Annotated in this window: 22 protein-coding genes; 4 read left to right on the top strand and 18 right to left on the bottom strand. The window is 38.3% G+C overall.

The window, feature by feature from the left end:
* Positions 1–83: 83 nt before the first annotated feature.
* A complete protein-coding gene (locus ACNF42_RS06700; protein ID WP_443339965.1) occupies positions 84–545 on the bottom strand; it encodes a hypothetical protein in 462 nt (153 codons plus the stop codon).
* Positions 542–1,141 (bottom strand): hypothetical protein, encoded by a 600-nt coding sequence (locus tag ACNF42_RS06705; protein WP_443339966.1) that lies wholly within the window; start codon positions 1,139–1,141, stop codon positions 542–544. Before ACNF42_RS06705 ends, ACNF42_RS06700 begins: the two co-directional genes overlap by 4 nt.
* 176 nt (positions 1,142–1,317) lie before the next feature.
* On the opposite strand from ACNF42_RS06705, the gene ACNF42_RS06710 reads away from it, so the two are divergent.
* A complete protein-coding gene (locus tag ACNF42_RS06710; protein WP_443339967.1) occupies positions 1,318–1,827 on the top strand; it encodes a DUF4382 domain-containing protein in 510 nt (169 codons plus the stop codon).
* A gap of 255 nt (positions 1,828–2,082) precedes the next feature.
* Positions 2,083–3,540 (top strand): ATP-binding protein, encoded by a 1,458-nt coding sequence (locus ACNF42_RS06715; RefSeq protein WP_443339968.1) that lies wholly within the window; start codon positions 2,083–2,085, stop codon positions 3,538–3,540.
* Between the two features lie 38 nt (positions 3,541–3,578).
* Here the strand turns inward: ACNF42_RS06715 and ACNF42_RS06720 are convergent, their stop codons facing one another.
* The 5 genes from ACNF42_RS06720 to ACNF42_RS06740 form a co-directional block, all read right to left on the bottom strand.
* The gene (locus tag ACNF42_RS06720) at positions 3,579–3,767 is read right to left on the bottom strand and encodes a hypothetical protein (RefSeq protein WP_443339969.1); all 189 of its coding nucleotides are present in this window, start codon (positions 3,765–3,767) and stop codon (positions 3,579–3,581) included.
* A gap of 19 nt (positions 3,768–3,786) precedes the next feature.
* Entirely contained in the window at positions 3,787–3,975 is a 189-nt protein-coding gene (locus ACNF42_RS06725; RefSeq protein ID WP_443339970.1) for a hypothetical protein, read from the bottom strand.
* A 384-nt stretch (positions 3,976–4,359) separates the two neighbouring features.
* Positions 4,360–4,737 carry a DUF302 domain-containing protein gene (locus tag ACNF42_RS06730; protein WP_443339971.1) on the bottom strand — a complete coding sequence of 126 codons (378 nt, stop codon included), beginning with the start codon at positions 4,735–4,737 and terminating at the stop codon, positions 4,360–4,362.
* A 5-nt stretch (positions 4,738–4,742) separates the two neighbouring features.
* Positions 4,743–6,167 (bottom strand): mercury(II) reductase, encoded by a 1,425-nt coding sequence (gene merA, locus ACNF42_RS06735; protein WP_443339973.1) that lies wholly within the window; start codon positions 6,165–6,167, stop codon positions 4,743–4,745.
* A gap of 1 nt (position 6,168) precedes the next feature.
* On the bottom strand, positions 6,169–6,402 hold the full coding sequence (locus ACNF42_RS06740) for a heavy-metal-associated domain-containing protein (protein WP_443339974.1): 234 nt from the start codon (positions 6,400–6,402) through the stop codon (positions 6,169–6,171).
* Between the two features lie 593 nt (positions 6,403–6,995).
* On the opposite strand from ACNF42_RS06740, the gene ACNF42_RS06745 reads away from it, so the two are divergent.
* Positions 6,996–7,445 (top strand): SRPBCC family protein, encoded by a 450-nt coding sequence (locus ACNF42_RS06745; protein ID WP_443339975.1) that lies wholly within the window; start codon positions 6,996–6,998, stop codon positions 7,443–7,445.
* 11 nt (positions 7,446–7,456) lie between these two features.
* The gene (locus ACNF42_RS06750) at positions 7,457–7,915 is read left to right on the top strand and encodes a MarR family winged helix-turn-helix transcriptional regulator (RefSeq protein ID WP_443339976.1); all 459 of its coding nucleotides are present in this window, start codon (positions 7,457–7,459) and stop codon (positions 7,913–7,915) included.
* A gap of 643 nt (positions 7,916–8,558) precedes the next feature.
* Here ACNF42_RS06750 and ACNF42_RS06755 read toward each other — a convergent pair.
* The 11 genes from ACNF42_RS06755 to ACNF42_RS06805 form a co-directional block, all read right to left on the bottom strand.
* Positions 8,559–9,593 (bottom strand): site-specific DNA-methyltransferase, encoded by a 1,035-nt coding sequence (locus ACNF42_RS06755; RefSeq protein WP_443339988.1) that lies wholly within the window; start codon positions 9,591–9,593, stop codon positions 8,559–8,561.
* A gap of 831 nt (positions 9,594–10,424) precedes the next feature.
* Positions 10,425–11,366: a DNA-methyltransferase gene (locus ACNF42_RS06760; protein ID WP_443339977.1), complete on the bottom strand. Its 942-nt coding sequence runs from the start codon at positions 11,364–11,366 to the stop codon at positions 10,425–10,427.
* A complete protein-coding gene (locus tag ACNF42_RS06765; RefSeq protein ID WP_443339978.1) occupies positions 11,366–11,998 on the bottom strand; it encodes a ThaI family type II restriction endonuclease in 633 nt (210 codons plus the stop codon). The genes ACNF42_RS06760 and ACNF42_RS06765 overlap by 1 nt, the downstream gene beginning before the upstream one ends.
* Before the next feature lie 31 nt (positions 11,999–12,029).
* Positions 12,030–12,449, bottom strand: a complete 420-nt coding sequence (locus ACNF42_RS06770; protein ID WP_443339979.1) for a hypothetical protein — start codon at positions 12,447–12,449, stop codon at positions 12,030–12,032.
* A 78-nt stretch (positions 12,450–12,527) separates the two neighbouring features.
* Complete coding sequence (locus tag ACNF42_RS06775) at positions 12,528–12,965, bottom strand: Cdc6/Cdc18 family protein (RefSeq protein WP_443339981.1); 438 nt, start codon at positions 12,963–12,965, stop codon at positions 12,528–12,530.
* A gap of 64 nt (positions 12,966–13,029) precedes the next feature.
* Positions 13,030–13,470, bottom strand: coding sequence for a nucleotidyltransferase domain-containing protein (locus ACNF42_RS06780; RefSeq protein WP_443339982.1), 441 nt, complete (start codon positions 13,468–13,470; stop codon positions 13,030–13,032).
* A 281-nt stretch (positions 13,471–13,751) separates the two neighbouring features.
* Positions 13,752–14,207 carry a type II toxin-antitoxin system VapC family toxin gene (locus tag ACNF42_RS06785; RefSeq protein WP_443339983.1) on the bottom strand — a complete coding sequence of 152 codons (456 nt, stop codon included), beginning with the start codon at positions 14,205–14,207 and terminating at the stop codon, positions 13,752–13,754.
* On the bottom strand, positions 14,182–14,442 hold the full coding sequence (locus tag ACNF42_RS06790; protein WP_443339984.1) for a hypothetical protein: 261 nt from the start codon (positions 14,440–14,442) through the stop codon (positions 14,182–14,184). Before ACNF42_RS06790 ends, ACNF42_RS06785 begins: the two co-directional genes overlap by 26 nt.
* Positions 14,443–15,188: 746 nt before the next feature.
* Positions 15,189–15,761, bottom strand: coding sequence for a hypothetical protein (locus ACNF42_RS06795; RefSeq protein WP_443339985.1), 573 nt, complete (start codon positions 15,759–15,761; stop codon positions 15,189–15,191).
* A 161-nt stretch (positions 15,762–15,922) separates the two neighbouring features.
* Complete coding sequence (locus tag ACNF42_RS06800) at positions 15,923–16,954, bottom strand: hypothetical protein (RefSeq protein ID WP_443339986.1); 1,032 nt, start codon at positions 16,952–16,954, stop codon at positions 15,923–15,925.
* A gap of 775 nt (positions 16,955–17,729) precedes the next feature.
* Positions 17,730–19,221 (bottom strand): peroxidase family protein (locus tag ACNF42_RS06805; protein ID WP_443339987.1); only part of this gene is annotated, 1,492 nt, incomplete at its 5' end.

Here is a 19,221-nt window from a genome sequence, read left to right on the forward strand (position 1 = left end):
AGGGTATTATGTCGAGACGAAGGGCAGTCAATCTGTAAAGCGGCCTCGCAGGCCAAGAGACAAGACGACTGCCTCTCCGACTCTCACGCTGACACCGTCATGTCAACGTGGCCAAAAGAACTTTTTTCATGACATCTGTAAATAAAGAGAGAATTTCCAAGTATGAATACATAGCTCAAAATTATGAGAATCCCTGAGATTGCAAGAATGGATATGAACAGGGCATCCAGTGTAAATATGCCCTCTCTAACTGCAAGTGCATATCCGGCAGTAGGGACTATAAGTGAAACGGCAGGAATGAAGAACATTGTCATTGGAAGCAACCTGACTGCAATCCTGTATCTTATTTCTTCATCCATTCCTGATATGACTATGAAGAAGATAAAACCAAGAAATACATCAGTTCCAGTCCATATGGCTGCCAGCAATACATGGACATAATCCAGGGCGAGTATGTTGGGAATAACAAGGGATATTACAAACGCAATTAATGGTATTAGAACCGAAATAGTCCCGACCCTTTTTATTTCACTATTTTCGTTCATATGGGTACCCCCGTTGCAAAGTGAGCCATTAGGAGTATTATGGCAATCTGAAAAATAACCTGAAGAAGTGATAACTTGAGATTGAACATAGTAAGTCTTACGATCTTATCCTTATCCTTGGCACCATGAATAATTTCGCTGTATACTCTGAGTTCATTTGGAAGAAATATACCTATGCCCTGAATAAAAAGAATTGCTGCAATTACAAGGGCAGCTATTATGTAAATCGAAGAGAATGGCAAAGAAAGATCCATGGCCAAATATATTCCTGCGGTAATTGTAACCGATGAAATTGAAGGCATAAAGAATAGCATAGTTGGTGTAAGTCTCATGGAAATCCTGGTCCTCTCCATATTGTTCAATCCTTTCATTACATAGGAAAAGAACAGGCCTACGACAAGATCCATACCTGTCCAGGTCGAACCAACGATGACGTGGAGGTACTCCAGATAATATAAATTATTCAGGAGAAGGATTATAACAAGTAAAACAGGTGGAATAATCAGCATGGGCAGACCTCTTTTAAGAGATGCCCTGAAGGTGAACTTCTCATCTACTGAAAACGGCTTAACTTCTATATTTGATCCATTATCCATAAATTCCAATTTCAAATAGACATAATATAATATTTATTTTACGGTATATTTACCCCAGTGCACAAAGCATAGAGTTCTATTAGAAAACAAAAGGATCGTCTACGGGCATTCAGTATAAATTATGTGTATGTCCAACTGTACCAGAAATTTTAATATATGAGTTATAATGAAAAACTATGAAGACCAAAATCCTGATACCAGTAATTGCTGTAGTAGTGATCCTTGCCGGTCTTGGTGGATATCTATATTATGCTGGGGAAGAATCCAGCGGGAATATGGCTATAATGGTCGCAGATGCGCCCGCAATGACTGGCGTTACCGGAGTTTATATTACTTTTTCTTCCGTAGCATTGCACAGTAACAGTTCAGGATGGGTAAACTATTCAGTTCCAACCACTACAATAAACATACTTGGGCTCACAATATCAAATGCGTCTCTCCTTTCCAATATTACGCTTCACTCCGGAAAATACACGATGATCAGACTATACATCAAAAGTGTAACGGTTACGATTCTTGGCATGAATGTAAGTTTTACTCTTGCATCCAAATTTGCATTCATAAATCATCCCTTCAACATATCACCTCACTCAACAACCAAAATAGTGATTGACTTCAACCTAAGTGAGAATCTCAATTTGAATTCAAAAATATTCACGCCTAATGTGGGTTACGTAATTAGCTGATTAAAACATTCAAAACCTTCTTTTTAAATTGACAAATCTTTCTTTTAAATGAAGATGATATGTTTCAGAGCAGCATATATAAACGATATGTGGTTCGTGCAATAATTAAGAGGATATTATAAATGCATTTATGAAATCAAGGAAATGTCCCAGGATCGGTATCCTTCATGATTATACAACATTTGGGATGTCGTGTTAAGGACAGGATTACTTTGCAAATCCTCAAATATTTGTTGATATTAGAGTATTATACTTATGTCTCAACATCACTTTGTAGACAGAATTGAAGAAATGAAAATCCTGGAAAATGAACTGAACAAAGATGATGCATCACTGTTCATAATATACGGCAGAAGAAGAGTTGGGAAGACAGAATTGATCAGCAGGTTCATCGGCAATCGGGGAGTTTACTTTCTGGCCACGGCAGAGGGGGATCGGGAAAACATAAATAACTTCAAGGCAATTATTTCTAAATTTCTTGGAGATGACAGTATTCTCAGGGCAAATTTTAATGACTGGTTCTCTTTTTTTACTGTTCTGGCATCAAGCAGATCATTTCAGGAAAGAGTAAGGGTTTCAAAGATCATAATTGCCATAGATGAATTCCCATACCTTATAGAGGCGAACCAAGCCATCCCATCGGTCTTCCAGAAAATATATGACACCATACTGAAACAGATGAATGTAATGTTGATCCTTTCGGGTTCATCCATCAGCATGATGGAAAATGAGGTACTATCCTACAGAAGTCCACTCTACGGCAGAAGAAGCGGCCAGTTGAAGATACAACCACTGAAATTCAGGTACATGTCTGAATTTGTAAATTACGATTTCGAGGATTTATGCAATACATATTTTGTCTTTGGCGGTATACCAGAATATCTACAGAAACTCGATTCTCGTAAGAATTTCTGGGAAAATGTGTCAGGAAACATGCTTTCAAAGGGAGCATCACTCTATGAAGAGGCGGAATTTATTCTCAGGACCGAGTTCAGGGAACCGAGGAATTACATGCTGATTCTTAGATCCATCTCACAGGGAAATCATACGCTGGGAGAAATTTGCGACTATTCTGGACTGGACAAGAGCATGGTGTCTAAATACATTGACGTTCTATTATCACTGGATTTGATTGTATCAGAGAAGCCCTTCGGTGCTTCCGAGAAGTTTAAGAGAAGATTATACTGGATATCTGATCCATATCTTAAGTTCTGGTTCAGATATGTATTGACGCACAAGAGCGAAATTGAAAGTTCTCACAGCAATGCAGTTCTCAAAATTATAAAGGATGATTTTCCTATTTTTGCAGGTGAGCAGTTCGAGAACCTGATGAAGGAACTCATAATTGAGGGTATACTGGGAGTGCCATTCAATACTGTTTCCAGATGGTGGGGCAGGAATAGGGAAGGGAAAAAAGGTAGGGATATGGATGAGATAGATATTGTTGCATATTCCGAAACGCGCAATGAATTGATCTTCGCCGAATGCAAGTGGACAAAAACTCCCGTTTCAATGGAAGTCGTGGATGCATTGATAAGAAAGTCAGAAACGTTGAAACTTCAATTTCCAGGAAAAAAATACAGGTATGCAGTGTTTTCAAAGAGTGGATTCACTGGAGTTAAATCCGATCTAATGAGAGATGTTATATTGATGGATCTTAGGGATATAGAACATCAGGTTTACGGAAAACGTGACACGGGCTATGGAACTTAAAATCCATGTAAGGTCAAATTGCATTCTCATTGATCCACTCACGATTCCTTGGCTTCTATTATCTGCTTTATTTGGGGCAGTTTATCAACGACCATATTTTTCGACTCCTCATTCAGGTAGTTCAACTTTTTACTAACTTCACCTTCAAATTCCTCATTTCTAAATGATATATTATAAAAACAAAGCTTCTTGTCCAAAATTTTCCTGTCCAATTTTACGTCATTCACCTTAATAGGTAAAAACAGGTCATAAATGTCCCTGGGTTTTTCTTGTATATATTGCCCTTACTTTTTCGGATTCGACCTCTTCCAGTGACAGGGCGGATAATACTCTTATGGGCAGATTGTATTCTGGAAAGTCAAATTTCAGGGCAATAGGCCTATCTATTATTTTTTCTCTCTTGATGATTTCAACATGTAAAGGAGTGCGTTCCATGGTGCCCGTATACAAAGGGCCATCTAACTTTCGCATGAAACTAAGACTTCTAACACAGTTGAAATGAATGGATTGATAATTTTCAAGCCGGGTATTTTTTTAAGGTCATTTTCATATGGAATCTACATTTGCATTAATAGTCAGGAACACCATAAACTGAATGAAGAATTCTATGATGAAATCTTCAAGAAATGCATGAAAAAAATATGGTAGCACATAGAATGTATAGAAGATCATTAATCGCCTTCCCAGGAGAAGGAAAATTTCTACATATAGACGCTAAGGGATTGCTTGCTTTTTATGGGTTATCCACAGGTAGTGTGATATTTGGAATATTCATTAGAATTACTTGATTTATTTCTTACTTTAAAGGTTCGTACCAGTTCATTGTGTAACGGAATTAATGATAGAATCAATGAGTTTATCAACCCTCTCTCCAAGATCCCTGAGTCCATTGTACTGTGAAAAAAGATCCACTGCGCTCTGTGCAACCACATGTGTACTGTCATTTTCCTGATATATGTATATTCTCAGAGGAGGCACTATTCCCGCTTTCAAATCCTTTTCAAAAACCTCCTTTGCAAGTTTTGGATTGAACACCTCAAGTATCTTATTTCCCCCTATTTCAATTCCAATCTTCTTCAGGTTAGCCTGTGCATCTATGGTCGAAATAATTTTAAGGCCATTTTCTTCCACAGACTTCTGAAGTTTATTCACCGTCTCTTCAAATCCATATTTGGACATCATTTCTTTCACTTTCATTTCTATCACTCCACACAGCAGGACATTCTTTCCACATCTCTAGTGAATGACTGTGAGGCCAGTTTTACACCCTCTGCCACAGTTGGGAATATATGGCTGTTCACAATTATATCTCGGTAAGTGTATCCATTCTTAATTGCTATAACTCCCTCCATTATAAATTCTGCTGCATAGGGGGCGAGAACATGAATACCAACAATTTTTCCAGTTTTTTCATCGGCTACGATCTTAAACATTCCACGCTCTTCCCTCAATATTCTTGCCTTCGGCACCGAATTCAAAGGAAGTATTCTTGTAACTGCCCTCCCAAAATTCCTGTTATATTCATCCTCCGTGTAACCAACGGAGGCAAGCTGTGGTTCGGTAAAAATTGCCCATGGTACTTCTTGGATATTTATTCCCACAGATGTATTATTAAAAATATTGTGTGCAATGGTTGCACCTTCCCTTGCAGCAAGCGTCTCCAGTTTATATTTCTGGTCCACAACATCCCCGGCCGCATATATTTTAGGATTGGTCGTTGAAAAATCCCGATTAACTTTTATCCCTCTATCTGAATACTGCACTCCTGCATTTTCAAGGGATAAACCTTCTATGCTTGGGGATCTTCCAGAGGCGATAAGAATCTCATCAACCACAATCTCCTCCTGTTTTCCCCCATAATCAGTAAGGATAATTTTCCTGTTCTCCTTCCTGTATACTTTCTTAATATCTCTTCCTATCAGGAATGAAATCCCATCATCTTCCAGTGAATGCATTAGTTCGGTGCCAATTTCTCTTTCAATTCTCATTCCAATAGTGTCGTGCCTTTTTATGATGGTCACATGGGAGCCAAGTCTCCGTAAGGCCTGTCCAATCTCGAGTCCTACAAATCCTCCTCCAATGATTCCAATCTCAGATGGGAGTTTATCCATGTCCCAGACATTCTCACTTGTTAGATATCCAGTATCTTCAAGTCCCTCAATCTTAGGAATAAAAGGCCTGGAACCAGTGGCTATAATGAAGTTATATCCTCTTATCTGCTCATCTCCATGTTCGGATCTAATTCTCACTGTGTCTTCGGATATAAAATTGGCCTTTCCTTCATAAAGTGTTATGTTAGGATAAAACTTCAGCACATCTTCATACTTGCTCCTTCTCTCTTCCTTAACGGCTTCTCTGAGGGACTCCATCAGTTTGATAAAGTCAATCTCAGGTTGTACTGGTCTAATTCCAGGATATTTTGGTTTTCTTTGTGAATTGGCAACCTTTGATGCTTCTATTATATATTTTGAAGGTACACAGCCTACATTTACACAGGTACCTCCAATTGGTCCAAATCCTATCATTGCAATAGTTGCCTGATTGGACGTAATTTCACTTGCTCTTATTGCAGCAGAGAATGCCGCAGCCCCTCTGCCGATTATGACCAGATCATAGTCCTGGGGCATATTACTCAACTTTCCTCAATTGTGCCTTATAATGGGATTCTTCACCAAAGATTGGTGCCTTTACGAGAACTTCCGGTGAGATTTTTTCATTATCTATTTTTACGATTGCCATGCCATCCTTCAGTGATACGGATAATACATCTGCACCCTGCTCTTTTAATCCCTTACTTACCGTTCTCACGCAGTCATCGCATGTCATTCCAAACACCTTCAAAGTTACTTTCTTTTCTGCCATACATAAGCAATTGAAAAAAAGTATTAAGGTTAGAAAGTAACTATTTTTATACCTTTTAGCCGTACTTTGTTTTGAGTTTTCTAATTTCCTCTTGATCTGGTAATGAGACTTATATCCTGTTAATATGCCCGAAAATATGATAATTTCTGTTGTTGACTTTCAGTATTATGATCCTTTTCCATCCATCTTTCTTGAAATTCCCTAAAACATCGGTTTTTGGGGTATCTCTTAATGACTATGAATACTCACAAAATGCGTGCATAACCTTCAAACAATAAATTCTCCATTTACCTTCGCTGTCCTAATCAGGACATGGGAAGAGTGAAGCAACCTTATTTTGATTCCAATTGGATATCCAAACGTTTTTCTCTTCATTTCTTGGATTTCCCCTTATGGATTTTATGGGCAGTTTTTGCTTATTTATTGATCCAATGTGCCGTCTATGTCTTCGGTTCATGCCATAAATATCCTCTACCTCTCTACACCATGATTCTTTTTTTTTGAAATACCAACATTTTTCTTGAATCAAATGGGGGATAAAGAAATAAGCGTACTTATTATATATGCGCTTATCATATGGTCATTGTGGTATTATGACCTGGAAATTTGAACACAGTATGGCAACCAGCGCAAAGAAACAGATTATATGGGAGCTTTATAGCAGAGTAGAATCCTGGACAATATGGGATCATGGAATTGAAAGTGCATCCCTTGAAGGGGAATTCAAAGAGGGAGTTAATGGAAAAATTAAGTCAGAAGGACAGGAATTATCAAACTTTAAGATTACTTTTGCGGACCCAGATAAGGGTTTTTCCAATGAAACTATAATTGATAATTTGGGAGCTAAGATAGAATTTATTCATACTTTTTCCAGCTTGGCAGATGGGAAGACTCAGCTAACCACCCGTATAATAGTTGACTGTCCTGATAGGTATGAAATGGAAAAAGGGATTGGAAATGGTTTATCTAATGGGGTGCCGGAAACAATGGAGAATCTTGCAAGAACGGCTGTTCTCATTGAAAAAATATGCAGATCAGGGTGAGGTCCAGGCCTATGTCATCACAAAGGAAAATCCATACAAAATTTGAGAAACCTGACGAAAGTCCTGGTTTTCTACTCTGGCAGACTATGAACCTCTGGCAAAGAAAAATGAGAGCAGCCTTAAGAGAATCGGGATTGACCCATGTACAGTTTGTAATCCTGGCATCCACTTTATGGTTGAATGAGCATGGGATGGAAACAACGCAGATTATGATTGCAAGGTTTGCCCGTGCTGATGTTATGATGACATCTCAGGTTTTGCGCTCTCTTGAAGAAAAGGAACTGGTTCTTCGGTCAAAAAATCCAAGTGACACAAGGTCTCATCTAATTTCCCTCACAGAAAGAGGGAGAAATCTGATTGGAAAGTCCATAAAAGTTGTTGAGGATACTGATGGTGCTTTCTTTGCCATACTGGACGATAATATAAATGACTTCATCGGCATGCTTAGAAAGCTGATCTCTTCCAATTGAATTTAATGATCAAGGTTTTCCAAAAACCTTAAACAACACATTCATCATCAAATATGATCAATGTGTATGAATCCAATAGTGGTCAAATCATCTGGAATTATTCCAAAAGATTAAGTCTATTGGCGATCCCTTTACCGATACACGAGATCACTGTGAATTTTAAAGGATCAGGTTAAGTGGCATTACTGTTATGAAGGAAATTATTTGGATGTAGCCATGTGTGGGTCACTAGGGAATCATTCAATTTTCTTTTAGCAGAAAGGGAGGAATATCCGGATATCAGCAAAATATTATTCGGAGTGGGGCAAAATTCCACAAAAACATATAATAAATGGAGGGTATGTATTTTTCATCATTGTGATAAGGATCGGGGTAATGTTCCCGACATCCGGTTAAACTGTGTTGAATTTAATAAAATTAGGAAACAGTTCAATTTAGGAAAAGCTATATAAAAAAGTGTAGAAAAGGAATAGAAAAAATATGAATCAATGATCGATCCCTTTATGAACGATTTCTGTGAAATAGATGCATTCTTTGTTTCATTCTGTTGGCGAATGTTAATTATTGGGCAATTAAGAAACATCCTAACCAATTAAAAAAATTACTAAAGTTAGAAAGTAAATCTCGTCGCGGTTTTACGTCTCTATTCCGATTTACTTTTTGTCTCATCAAGGAATTTCTTTCTAAGTTCATCTATTTTTACCATCCTTTTGCCATTCTTTATATACCAGTATGTCCACCCGTTGTTTGCAGGCTTGTTAAGGATTTTAGCACTTATTTTATGAATTGACCCTGTGGTTTCGCCAATAGAGATGGTTCCATTTGATAGCACTGTTGCACTGTATTTTCCATCATATGAGTATAAAATTTCTCCACCTTTGATATACCCATTTTCAACCAGAGATCCAAAGGGAACTCTTACAGGTTTTCTTTCCAGCGGATAATCAACAAGATCTTCTGCATCATATGATATAACCCTACTCAGTCTGTCTTCGCAGGCTTTGAGGTAGAATTGATTCTTTTCAATTCCTATGTAACTTCTTTTAAGTTTCTTGGCCACTGCCAGAGTTGTGCCCGTCCCAGCAAATGGATCCAGAATCACATCCCCAGGCCTAGACGTTGCTGCAATTACCCTGTATAGCAAAGCCTCAGGTTTCTGTGTTGGATGTAATTTCTGTCCGTTAATTTTTATTCTCTCTTCACCCTGACATATGGGAATATACCAATCGCTTCTCATCTGGAGATCGTCATTGTACGCCTTCATGGTCTTATAATTAAATGTATACTTAGAATCCTTCTCAGGTGAAGCCCAGATTAAAGTTTCGTGAGCATTGGTGAACCTCGTGCCCTTAAAATTAGGCATGGGGTTGGCTTTGACCCAGAGAATATCATTCAAAATCCAGTAACCCAAGTCCTGCATAATCTTACCAACCCTGAAAATGTTGTGATAGGTACCAATGACCCAAATAGTTCCCTCATTCTTCACTATTCTTTTACATTCTTTTAGCCAGTTAAAAGTGAAAATATCGTACTTTTCAAAGGAATCGAATCTATCCCATTCCTCTTTGACACCATCCACCTTGGTTTCATTTGGTCTGTAAAGTTCATTCTCAAGTTGAAGATTATATGGTGGATCCGCAAAAATAAGATCTATACTGTTATCAGGTATCTGTTTCATCACATCTATTGAATCACCAGACAGGACTCTGTTCAGAAAGGTCTCTAACTTCAATTTTCTTTGATTCTCAACAACTATCTCGCTTCCACTATACCTTAAAGGTATTTTTATAATATGAATCAGAGGAAAGGAGTTAAGGATTATATATTAATGATAAATAATAGATGGTTGGTATATGGTTGGTCTTAAGTTTGGAATTTGTAAAAACTGCGCTCATGATGTAGTTTTTTTCAAAGGACAATGGAAACACCATATCACAAGGGCAAAGTTGTACCATGTACCACACTGGCCCACCGGACATGTAATTACTTTGGATTGCAAGTGGGGATGCGAATGCAATATTCCAGAAAACGATCAGACTAAGCCATTGAAAACTAAGCTTGTATATGTAGGTAAAAGAACAGACAGGTAGGGCACGTCATCCAGAAATTGTTCTTATTCAGAGGGCCAATGTTTGTTGATATTTTACAGATCAGGAAAAGGACTTACAATTCAGATTTGATCTCGCACTAAACGTTAAGGCATTGTGCGGTAAAACATCCCCTTAAGTCTTTCAACCCAAATACCCCTAAAATTGAACTCTGCAGGAGAGAATGATGAGCTAAGAGCGAGAGGGAAGTCCTGCGTAGCGGAACCAAGTGATGCAAACGTTAGCGGTAGGTGGTGTGTAGCACCACACATACAACCAGAGCAGCGAGAACAGGAAATCATCTCAAATAAGCGTATCTGGGGATATTTAGGGGAAGGGTGCGAGCCGCAAATCAAAGAAGGGATGGACTGCGTAAGCAAGGCGGGTTAATTTGAGCCCCCATTAAAGGTTTTTAAAACAGCTTAGGTGCTTGCATTCAAAAAATGCTCGTCAAGAATTTTTTGGGACTTACTGCTTAATAAGCTCCTGATTCTATTTGTTGCTATGTCCACATATTTTTGCTCTATTTCATAACCAATATAATGCCTGAATAATTCGATTGCAGCAAGAGCCGTTGTTCCACTGCCTATGAACGGGTCAAGCACTACTTCACCTTCAAATGAATATAGCTTGATTAATCTCCTTGGAAGCTCCATTGGAAAAGGGGCAGGATGACCGATTCTAGTTGCAGATTCTGCCCCTATAGACCATATGCTCTTCGTGTATTCCATAAATTCTTCCTTTGTAATAGTTGATTTCATATTGTTCTTAATTCCCCTGGTGAAACTCTTCTTGGAAAAAACCAGTATGTACTCATGCGAATCTCTAAGAACTGGGTTCTTTGCGGACATGTATGTTCCCCATGCAACGGAAGAGCTGGCCGTATTTCCCTTTTCCCAAATTATCTCGCCACGCATCAGAAACCCCAGCTCGATAAGATCTTCAATAATATACGCATGAAGTGGAATGTAAGGCTTTCGTCCAAGATTTGCAACGTTGATACAAGCCCTTCCTCCAGGAACAAGGACTCTATAAACTTCCTTCCACACATTTTTTAAAAAATCCCTGTATTCGTCTAGTGACATGTCCTTATCATACAATTTCCCGACATTATAGGGTGGCGAAGTAATCATAAGGTGAACACTGTCATCTGGTATCTCCAACATTCGTTCTGACGACTTACAAAAAATCTTATCTAAGCTAGATTCTGGAATTTTATTTTCTGAAAAATCTATCTTGTTGCTCTCTCTCGGGAGCCCCTCATAGAGTCTGCTATTATAAAATCTACTTGAATCATGGTTCGCTCTGCTTGGACTGCCGAATGAACTTGTTTTTGAACCGATTTTTCTACTTGTTTCTTCCATCAACTGTCACCCCACATTTCTACCCACCTCTTAAACGGACTATATTCAATTGGTTGCTTTTTCCAATCTATTGTTATTGATGATACTTCTTTAGAATCTATTAACATTCTTATAGCGTTATTTGATAATTCAATCCCTCTCGGATTAGTTCCCTTTTTTGGTAACTTAATGTATTCTTCTCTGCCAAGTTTATTAAAAACCCCTAACTGAACTTCAATCGGTAAATAATATAGAGCACCGCGCGAGTCCCAGTTTATATGAGCAAGTAACATATCATATTTTGGGTACCACGTTTCCAAGAACGTCTTTGCCTTTTCTGCATCAACCGTCCAAATTAATTTGATCCCGTTTGGTTCTCTACCACTTATGGTTTTTATGGAAATAGGGTTTCCAAAGAGTTTTACGTCAATTTCAGATTCTGTAATCGGAATATTAGTTTCTACATTACGTTCTCCAAAATTATATATAAGAAGTGCCGTTAAAATTTCTTCACGTTTCGAACCAACTTGCATACCAACTTTTCCAGCTCTAGAACTTTCTAACTCTGCTAACTGGAATAGATATGGAAGCCTATTCCTGATTTTTAAGATAATTGACTCATCATTAAACAACTTAACCAAATTATTATCCACATTCACAGCCTCTTTCTTAGTTCCAAAGATACTATTGATCCATTAGATAATAATATTTGTAGATATTTTTCTTAATTAATGTGATCAATCCAAGGTTCTGTAAATAGTTTACGCTTTGAAAGAATGTTGATTTGCTCATTCCTTTGAGAAGTATGTTATCGTTGTTGAATACTTCAGCGTATGCCCTGTTAGTATCCTGATTCTTTATCAGCGATGCAAGTATCAACAGAACACAATCTGCAAGGTTTCTCAAGGTTCCACCTTCAACTTCTACGTAAGCTTGTCTTAAGTCGTTCTTGACATCTTCGTAACTCCATTTATTGTTCCTGCCAATAATTTCCAGTGCCTTTATTTCTATTCTGAAATCGCTCCTGTAATACCTTACTAACATAGCAGACAATAGACCTATAGCCTCCTTGCTGTAATTATAAAGGCCTTCCTCTGCCCTCATCTCCAGTATCTCCTTCATCTCATTTGCGGTGTATTCGTGGAATACTATATGATCAGGCTGAAGCGAACTCTTAACGCTTTAGTTGTTCATATCTTTGTACCAGTAAACCTTCTGTGTTAAAAGAATGAGGTTTGCTTTGGTGTGTCTGGTTATATGATAAAGAATATCATAGTCCTGCAGGAAATCTACTTCGTCCAGAATAACTATGGATTTTCCAGATAATAGCGAATCAAATCTTCTTTTTACTTCATCGATATCATGGCCTCTGCTGGATATTCTTGTCATTGTCCTGTATATCTTTATGGATGTCGGGTTCTCCCTTGCATTTACATAGTAGTACGGAATGGATTTGCTCTCCTTCATTGCCATTGACATTAAGCTCGGGATTTTCCCACATCCTTTCGAACCGCAAATGATAATCTGCCTTGGCAGGTTCAGATTGACATAATCAGAAACATCGCTCGTTACATTATCTAATTCACTCCTCATCAGTATCTTATCAGGGTTGTAGCCCACATCAAATCATAGGGTATTCTCTATTATTTCTTTTGCATGAGAATACAAATAAAACGATTTATTGCTAATCTTTCCGTTTCAATCTTTCACTCAGATATCCGCTTTCAGTTTGACTTTTCACCGATACTACTGGAACTGAAAGTTCTTCTATATTCACATGAACAGTATCCATACTGGATGGATTCTGCAGTGCGCTCCATTTTCCATCCCTGAATACACGTAAATCTCCCATTACCTCTACCTTGATTCCATTCACTCTAAATATACCAAAATAAGAATCGTATTTTCCATTGCTGGAGTGCGTGATTGGTATCTCGTTATATTCTTTAAGCACCTCCTGTATCTTCACTGCGCCTTCACTGTCAGTAAGTATGTCTATGTCATGCGGTTTTACGTCTATTCCTTGAAGTGCCAGAGAAGTACTTCCATCTAATGCCCATTTAACATCATACGGTATGCTTTTGCTTATCAGCCTGATAACCTCGATAAAAGTTGAGTCTAGCATTTCTCCATCTCCAGACAGTGTTATTTAGAAGGAATGTACACTCAAAATTTAATTCTGTCGGGTTCTTCAAAAAATATTGTATAACTCCCTGCTCACATGGATCAATGCTTTAGCCTTCATGACCTTCAGCCTGAAAAACTGACGAAAAAATCCTCACTTTCCATTATATGCAGTCTCAGAAAAATTCAGAGTGGACCGGTCAGGATTTAATCAAAGGATTAAGCGAATATTGCTGAGCACACTGGAATTGAAGCACCTTTTTTATTTTGAGGCGACAATGATCATCCCAAATAAAACGAATTTAAGCCTGAGGAGAGTGCTAACTTATGAAGTTTTTCATCTCCAGTGTAAAACTCGTTACATTCAGCTTCAATAGTACTTGTAATCTGTAAGGCATCGGTAACACAGATACGGCGTTTTATCACAACATCCCAGCTGCTTTCCAGCAGGCTTTCTGATAAGGTGATCATCCTCATTCTGCTTATCTTCTTGAGCCTCATAGTCTCATTGGAGAATCTGTCCATAACTTCATCCAACTGTTCGCTTGTAATTCTTTTCTGTCTGTGGGCCCTGCCAAATAACCCAATAACCTCTCCAAAATTCCAAACATTAAAAGAAAATAGAACACTTCCCATATAAGCTTCACTGTATTTTGTGCGAATAAATTCCGAGCCATTTTCATACACATACCTCTTTACTATTGCGCTGCTGTCAAGATATGCTACTTTCTCTATCATCCCTCATGCTCTTTACTAGGTCAGATACCTTGGCCTTTGGTTTAATCGGCTCAAAATCCAGTTCAGATTTGCCATATCTGGAATATTTCATCAAGGATTTGTCTAAATTTAAATACAGCTCGTTTTCGGTAACATCCTCCAGGATGAAGCTTATATCCTTACCTCGCTGTAATGCGAAATTCTTAAGCTCCATCCAAATCTGTTTGTCTATGAATATACTCATTTTCACTTTCATTTTAATTTAAATGGTATATTGGTATAAAACTATCCACCTTCATACCAGAACTATGGGTAATGAAAGTCCTCTTCCAAAAACAAATAGAATTGATAGCATAACACTAAGAAGAACACTCTCCAACAAAAGCCATAGGGCTAAAATAAAAATCTATTATAAGAAAACATTTTGTCCCAAGTGCCAAAGTGACACCTATATTAGCCATTTTAGAAATCAAATAGGAATGTATCTTGATTCTTGCGCCCTTTGAGTTTGTTTTCACCGATATCCATCATTTAAAGATTTCATCATCGCAAGCCAGATCGAATCACGTGGAAAAATTGTACGGGTGACGAGTCTGGATATCATTTTAAATAAGCTATGGCCTGAATTTATTGATAATTTTCCTAATTATCTTAGCCCCATGATCCTCTTACCTGTTTCTCACCATGGAATAAAGGGAAATTGTAATTCAAAGATCATAGCCAGTTTGTAAATCCGAGCCATTGGTTCGTATTATTTGGACAGGGGAATCTTTGTTGTCATCCCCAGCCACGAAGTGATATTCGAAATCCTAAAGAAAGGCAACAAAGTCTCAATTTGCACTGAGGCTTCAGGGATTGATCAGTATATTTTGCCCGAAGTGGGCACTTCCCTGAGGAGCAAAATGCATTAAATGGACTGGTCGGGATTCCCTTAATGTTTTAAGCGAATACTTTTAGAGATATTCCCTGATAATCATAAGGACCACTAAATTTAATCTTCCATCAAATAAGAGACAACAGCTTTTTTATTAGTTTATCGTTTTCCCTACGGGAAATACTGTCAAAGGTTGAATCTTTTTCTATTTCTCCCTGCCTCAAGAAATCAAGCAAGAAGTCAAATCCGTACATGATTGAAGAAAACCAATCAAGTCTGGCAACCCGAAACTCGTCACTCTGAAGTAACGCAATGATGTCACCACAATCCTTGGAGAACTTCTCACTTAAGTAATTCTTGTTCATAACGGTATCAAGCGATAAATCGAAGTGTCTGTCCCATGCCGCTTTTAACTTAAGCAAGAGCAGGAATGAAATCTCTGGAACAATCACCTGGAACTCAGGCTCAGAGGAATATGAAATATTTTTGAAAACAGTCTGGTATTGTATTTTCGTCAAATCGAGTAATTTGTCAGTTCCGTGAAACTTACCTTCCTTTGGTAGAAAGTCAAGATAAATTTCACCGGACTCCAATCTCTTTAAAAATAATGTGTTTCCTGAGAAATCCCTTTCTTTTCCGTAACCCCGAGTTGAATATAGGTGTCTCGTCAAAAGACGTTTGAAGCGGGCAGTTGCAATCAAATCGATGTCGAGTGAATATTTCCAGGGATTAAATGAGTGGACTGACCAGCCACCTATAAGAATGATATCACCTGGTGTATAATCTCTTAGCTACGCTCCAGTCAAAAATCTATCTGAGCTCATCGAATGAATCCTTTGCCAGAGTGGACTTGTTACCTTCTTTATTTACCAATTTTATTCACCAGATCCTTTGCGGCAATCCTTCCATCCTTGCCCAATCCTGCAAGGTCAAGTATGTTCTGGCACACGTTAACAATTCGAATGCCATTAAACATAATCGAAGACTTCACAACGTCTCTTTCTGGCACATACACCTTTAATCTACATCCACCCGCCTCTCTCTCTGAAAATGCCTCAATCACCCCTCTGTCGGATGGATCTGGGATGTAGATGTATGCCGTATCTTCTCTCATTATGGATGAACCATATGAAACAGCAGACGAATGGGCCGTGAACGCATAATCAATTCCAAGTCTGTTGAGATTGATGGCGACTTCCTTTATGCACTGGGTTGCTGTTTTAAAATTAGTATTTATGGTCGTTAAGAGCAGACTCTCAAGGGGTCTTTCCCACGATACCACATTGAAAAGTTTGTCAATATCTTTGATTTTTAAACCGTAATCTGAAGTTATCATCCCAGTTTTTTCAAGTTTATGAATTATACCGTTTGTCCAGCCATATGAGACACCGGTTTTCTTAGAAACATAAAGTATGTTGTAAGGATTCTCAGTCAGTAAAAAACAGACAATTTTCCATGCCTTTTCAGAAGTAAGACTTGAAGGGCCAGCTTTTATTTGTACGAAAGGCGAACTAATCTCGGATGTTTTTGCTTCATTTGGAAGGTACTGATATAATTTTGGAGGAATAAGCAAAATCTCTACACCAAGTCTACTAGCAAGTTCTTCAGTGCTGTATTTCACTGATTTTCCAGCACAGACCATTCTTATATTTTTTCTCCCTACTATTTTTTTATCTATCAGATTTGAATAGGCATATATTCTATATATGGTGTCCTCATTTATTCTACTTCTTATTTCAACAAGTGTCATAGTGTCCTGGGACTCAATTGCCAAATCAATTAGCAATTCCCTCTCTCCAATCGATATAGGATACAACCATTTTATCTTTGAATCTGGAGAAATCTCAAGTTTCTCAAGTAAAAACAGGTTGATTAGATCTAAATTTTCACTCATCCTATATCTGCATTTAGTGATACTTTGTTAAGGTATCACTGATAACTATCTGTAAATTCAGATATTTTAAATACATATCAATGATAAAAATTGAATGACTAAAAACCAATAGGTCAATGGGCTTTGATTAATCTTTTAAGGGAATACCTGGACACAAGAAACCACTATGCAACTAATCCATCCATCTGTAAGCATCAGACCATTTGGATATTCTTATACAATTAATAAATGGTAAGTTTAAAATTTGGCATTTGCAAAAACTTCGCCCATGAAGTGGTTTTTTCAAAGGACAATGGAAACACCATATCACAAGGGTAAAGCTGTACCATGTGCCAAACTGGCCCACTGGATATGTGATTACTCTGGATTGCAAATGGGGATGTGAATGCAATATTCCAGAAAACGATCAGACCAAGCCATTGAAAACTAAGCTGGCATATCTGGGTAAAAGAAAAGAAAGGTAGGAGATTTCATCAAGAAATTGTTCTTATTCAAGGTGTCAATGTTTGTTGATATTATACAAATCAGGAAAAGGACTTGCAATTCGGATTTGATTTCGCACTAAGGGTAGCGACATTATGCGGTCAAGAGCGCACCTTAACACCTTTCCCATGAATTGCACTAATGAATAATCTCAGTTGTGAATATTGACTTACTTTTAAGATTCTAAAATTCCTCTCATAATTTTTTTGATTCTATGAAAAATATGATTTGACATAATTTGCTGTAAACGTTATGAAATTGATCCGAGAGGAAATTTGAATGTGAGATATATTTACTTTATCAGTTCGAATCTATCCAGCATCATCACCTTGTTCCATGCCCTTATAAAGTCTCCCACAAACTTTTCCTTTCCATCACTGCTTCCATATACTTCAGCAATAGCTCTAAGCTCAGAATGTGCCCCAAATATAAGGTCTACACGGGTTGCCGTATATAGTGTTCTTCCTGACTTCCTTTCCACCCCTTCGAATTGCGTTCTAGAATTATCCAACGGTCTCCATTCTATACCCATGTCCAGAAGATTTACAAAGAAATCATTGGTAAGCACTCCTGGATTCTCTGTAAATACACCATGGCCTATGTTTCCATAGTTTGCACCAAGAACTCTCAAACCTCCTATAAGGACTGTCATTTCTGGTACTGTAAGTGATAAAAGCTGTGCCTTATCAATCAACAGAAATTCATCAGGAAGCCCCTTCATATAAGCCGTATCCCTATAATTGCGGAACCCATCCGCCTTCGGTTCTAGGACTGCTATATTTTCAGGATCAGTATTCTCCTGTGTTGCATCTGTACGACCAGGTGTGAATGGAATTTCTACATTGAAACCTGCCTCCATTGCTGCCCTTTCAACTGCAACATTTCCGGCCAGAACAATGAGATCAGCCATTGAAACTTTCTTTCCTCCCTTTGCATTTTCATTGAATTCCTCCATTATGCTATTCAATGTGCCCAGAACCTTATGGAGTCTCTCTGGTTCATTGATCTTCCAGTTTTTCATAGGCTCAAGCCTTATTCTTGCACCATTTGCTCCTCCCCTGTAATCGCTTCCTCTGAAGGTGGATGCAGAAGACCAGGCGGTGTATACAAGATCCCGTAAGTTCAGGTTGGCCCTGAGGATTGAATCCTTTAACATGGCCACATCCTTTCCATCCACAACTGCATGATTCAGTGGTGGGAGCGGATCCTGCCAGATAAGATCCTCCTTTGGAACATAATCTCCAAGGTATCTTGATTTTGGGCCCATATCACGGTGCGTTAACTTAAACCAGGCTCTGGCAAATGCATCGGAGAATTTGTTTGGGTTTTCCAAGTAATACCTAGATATTTTCTCATAAACCGGATCATATCTAAGAGCCAGATCGGTTACCAGCATAGTGGGTTTTCTCTTCTTTGAAGTGTCGTGTGCGTATGGAATGGTTTCCTCTGCATTCTTCGCAACAAACTGCCACGCACCTGCTGGACTTTTCTCCAGTTCCCATTCATATTTGAACAGGTTCTGGAGGAAACCTATGCTCCATCTTGTTGGTGTTTCTGTCCAGGTCACCTCTGGCCCACCACCTATTGTATCATCACCTTTTCCGGATTTAAATGAACTGATCCAGCCTATTCCCTGATTCTCGATGGGTGCGGATTCAGGTTCTGGACCTACATAGGATGTGGGTCCTGCACCATGTGTCTTCCCGAAAGCATGACCTCCAGCTATCAATGCAACGGTTTCCTCATCATTCATCGCCATCCTGCTGAATGATTGCCTTATGTAT

Origin of the sequence: Cuniculiplasma thermophilum, from assembly GCF_052315355.1 — an archaeon.
Taxonomy (GTDB): Archaea; Thermoplasmatota; Thermoplasmata; order Thermoplasmatales; family Thermoplasmataceae; genus Cuniculiplasma.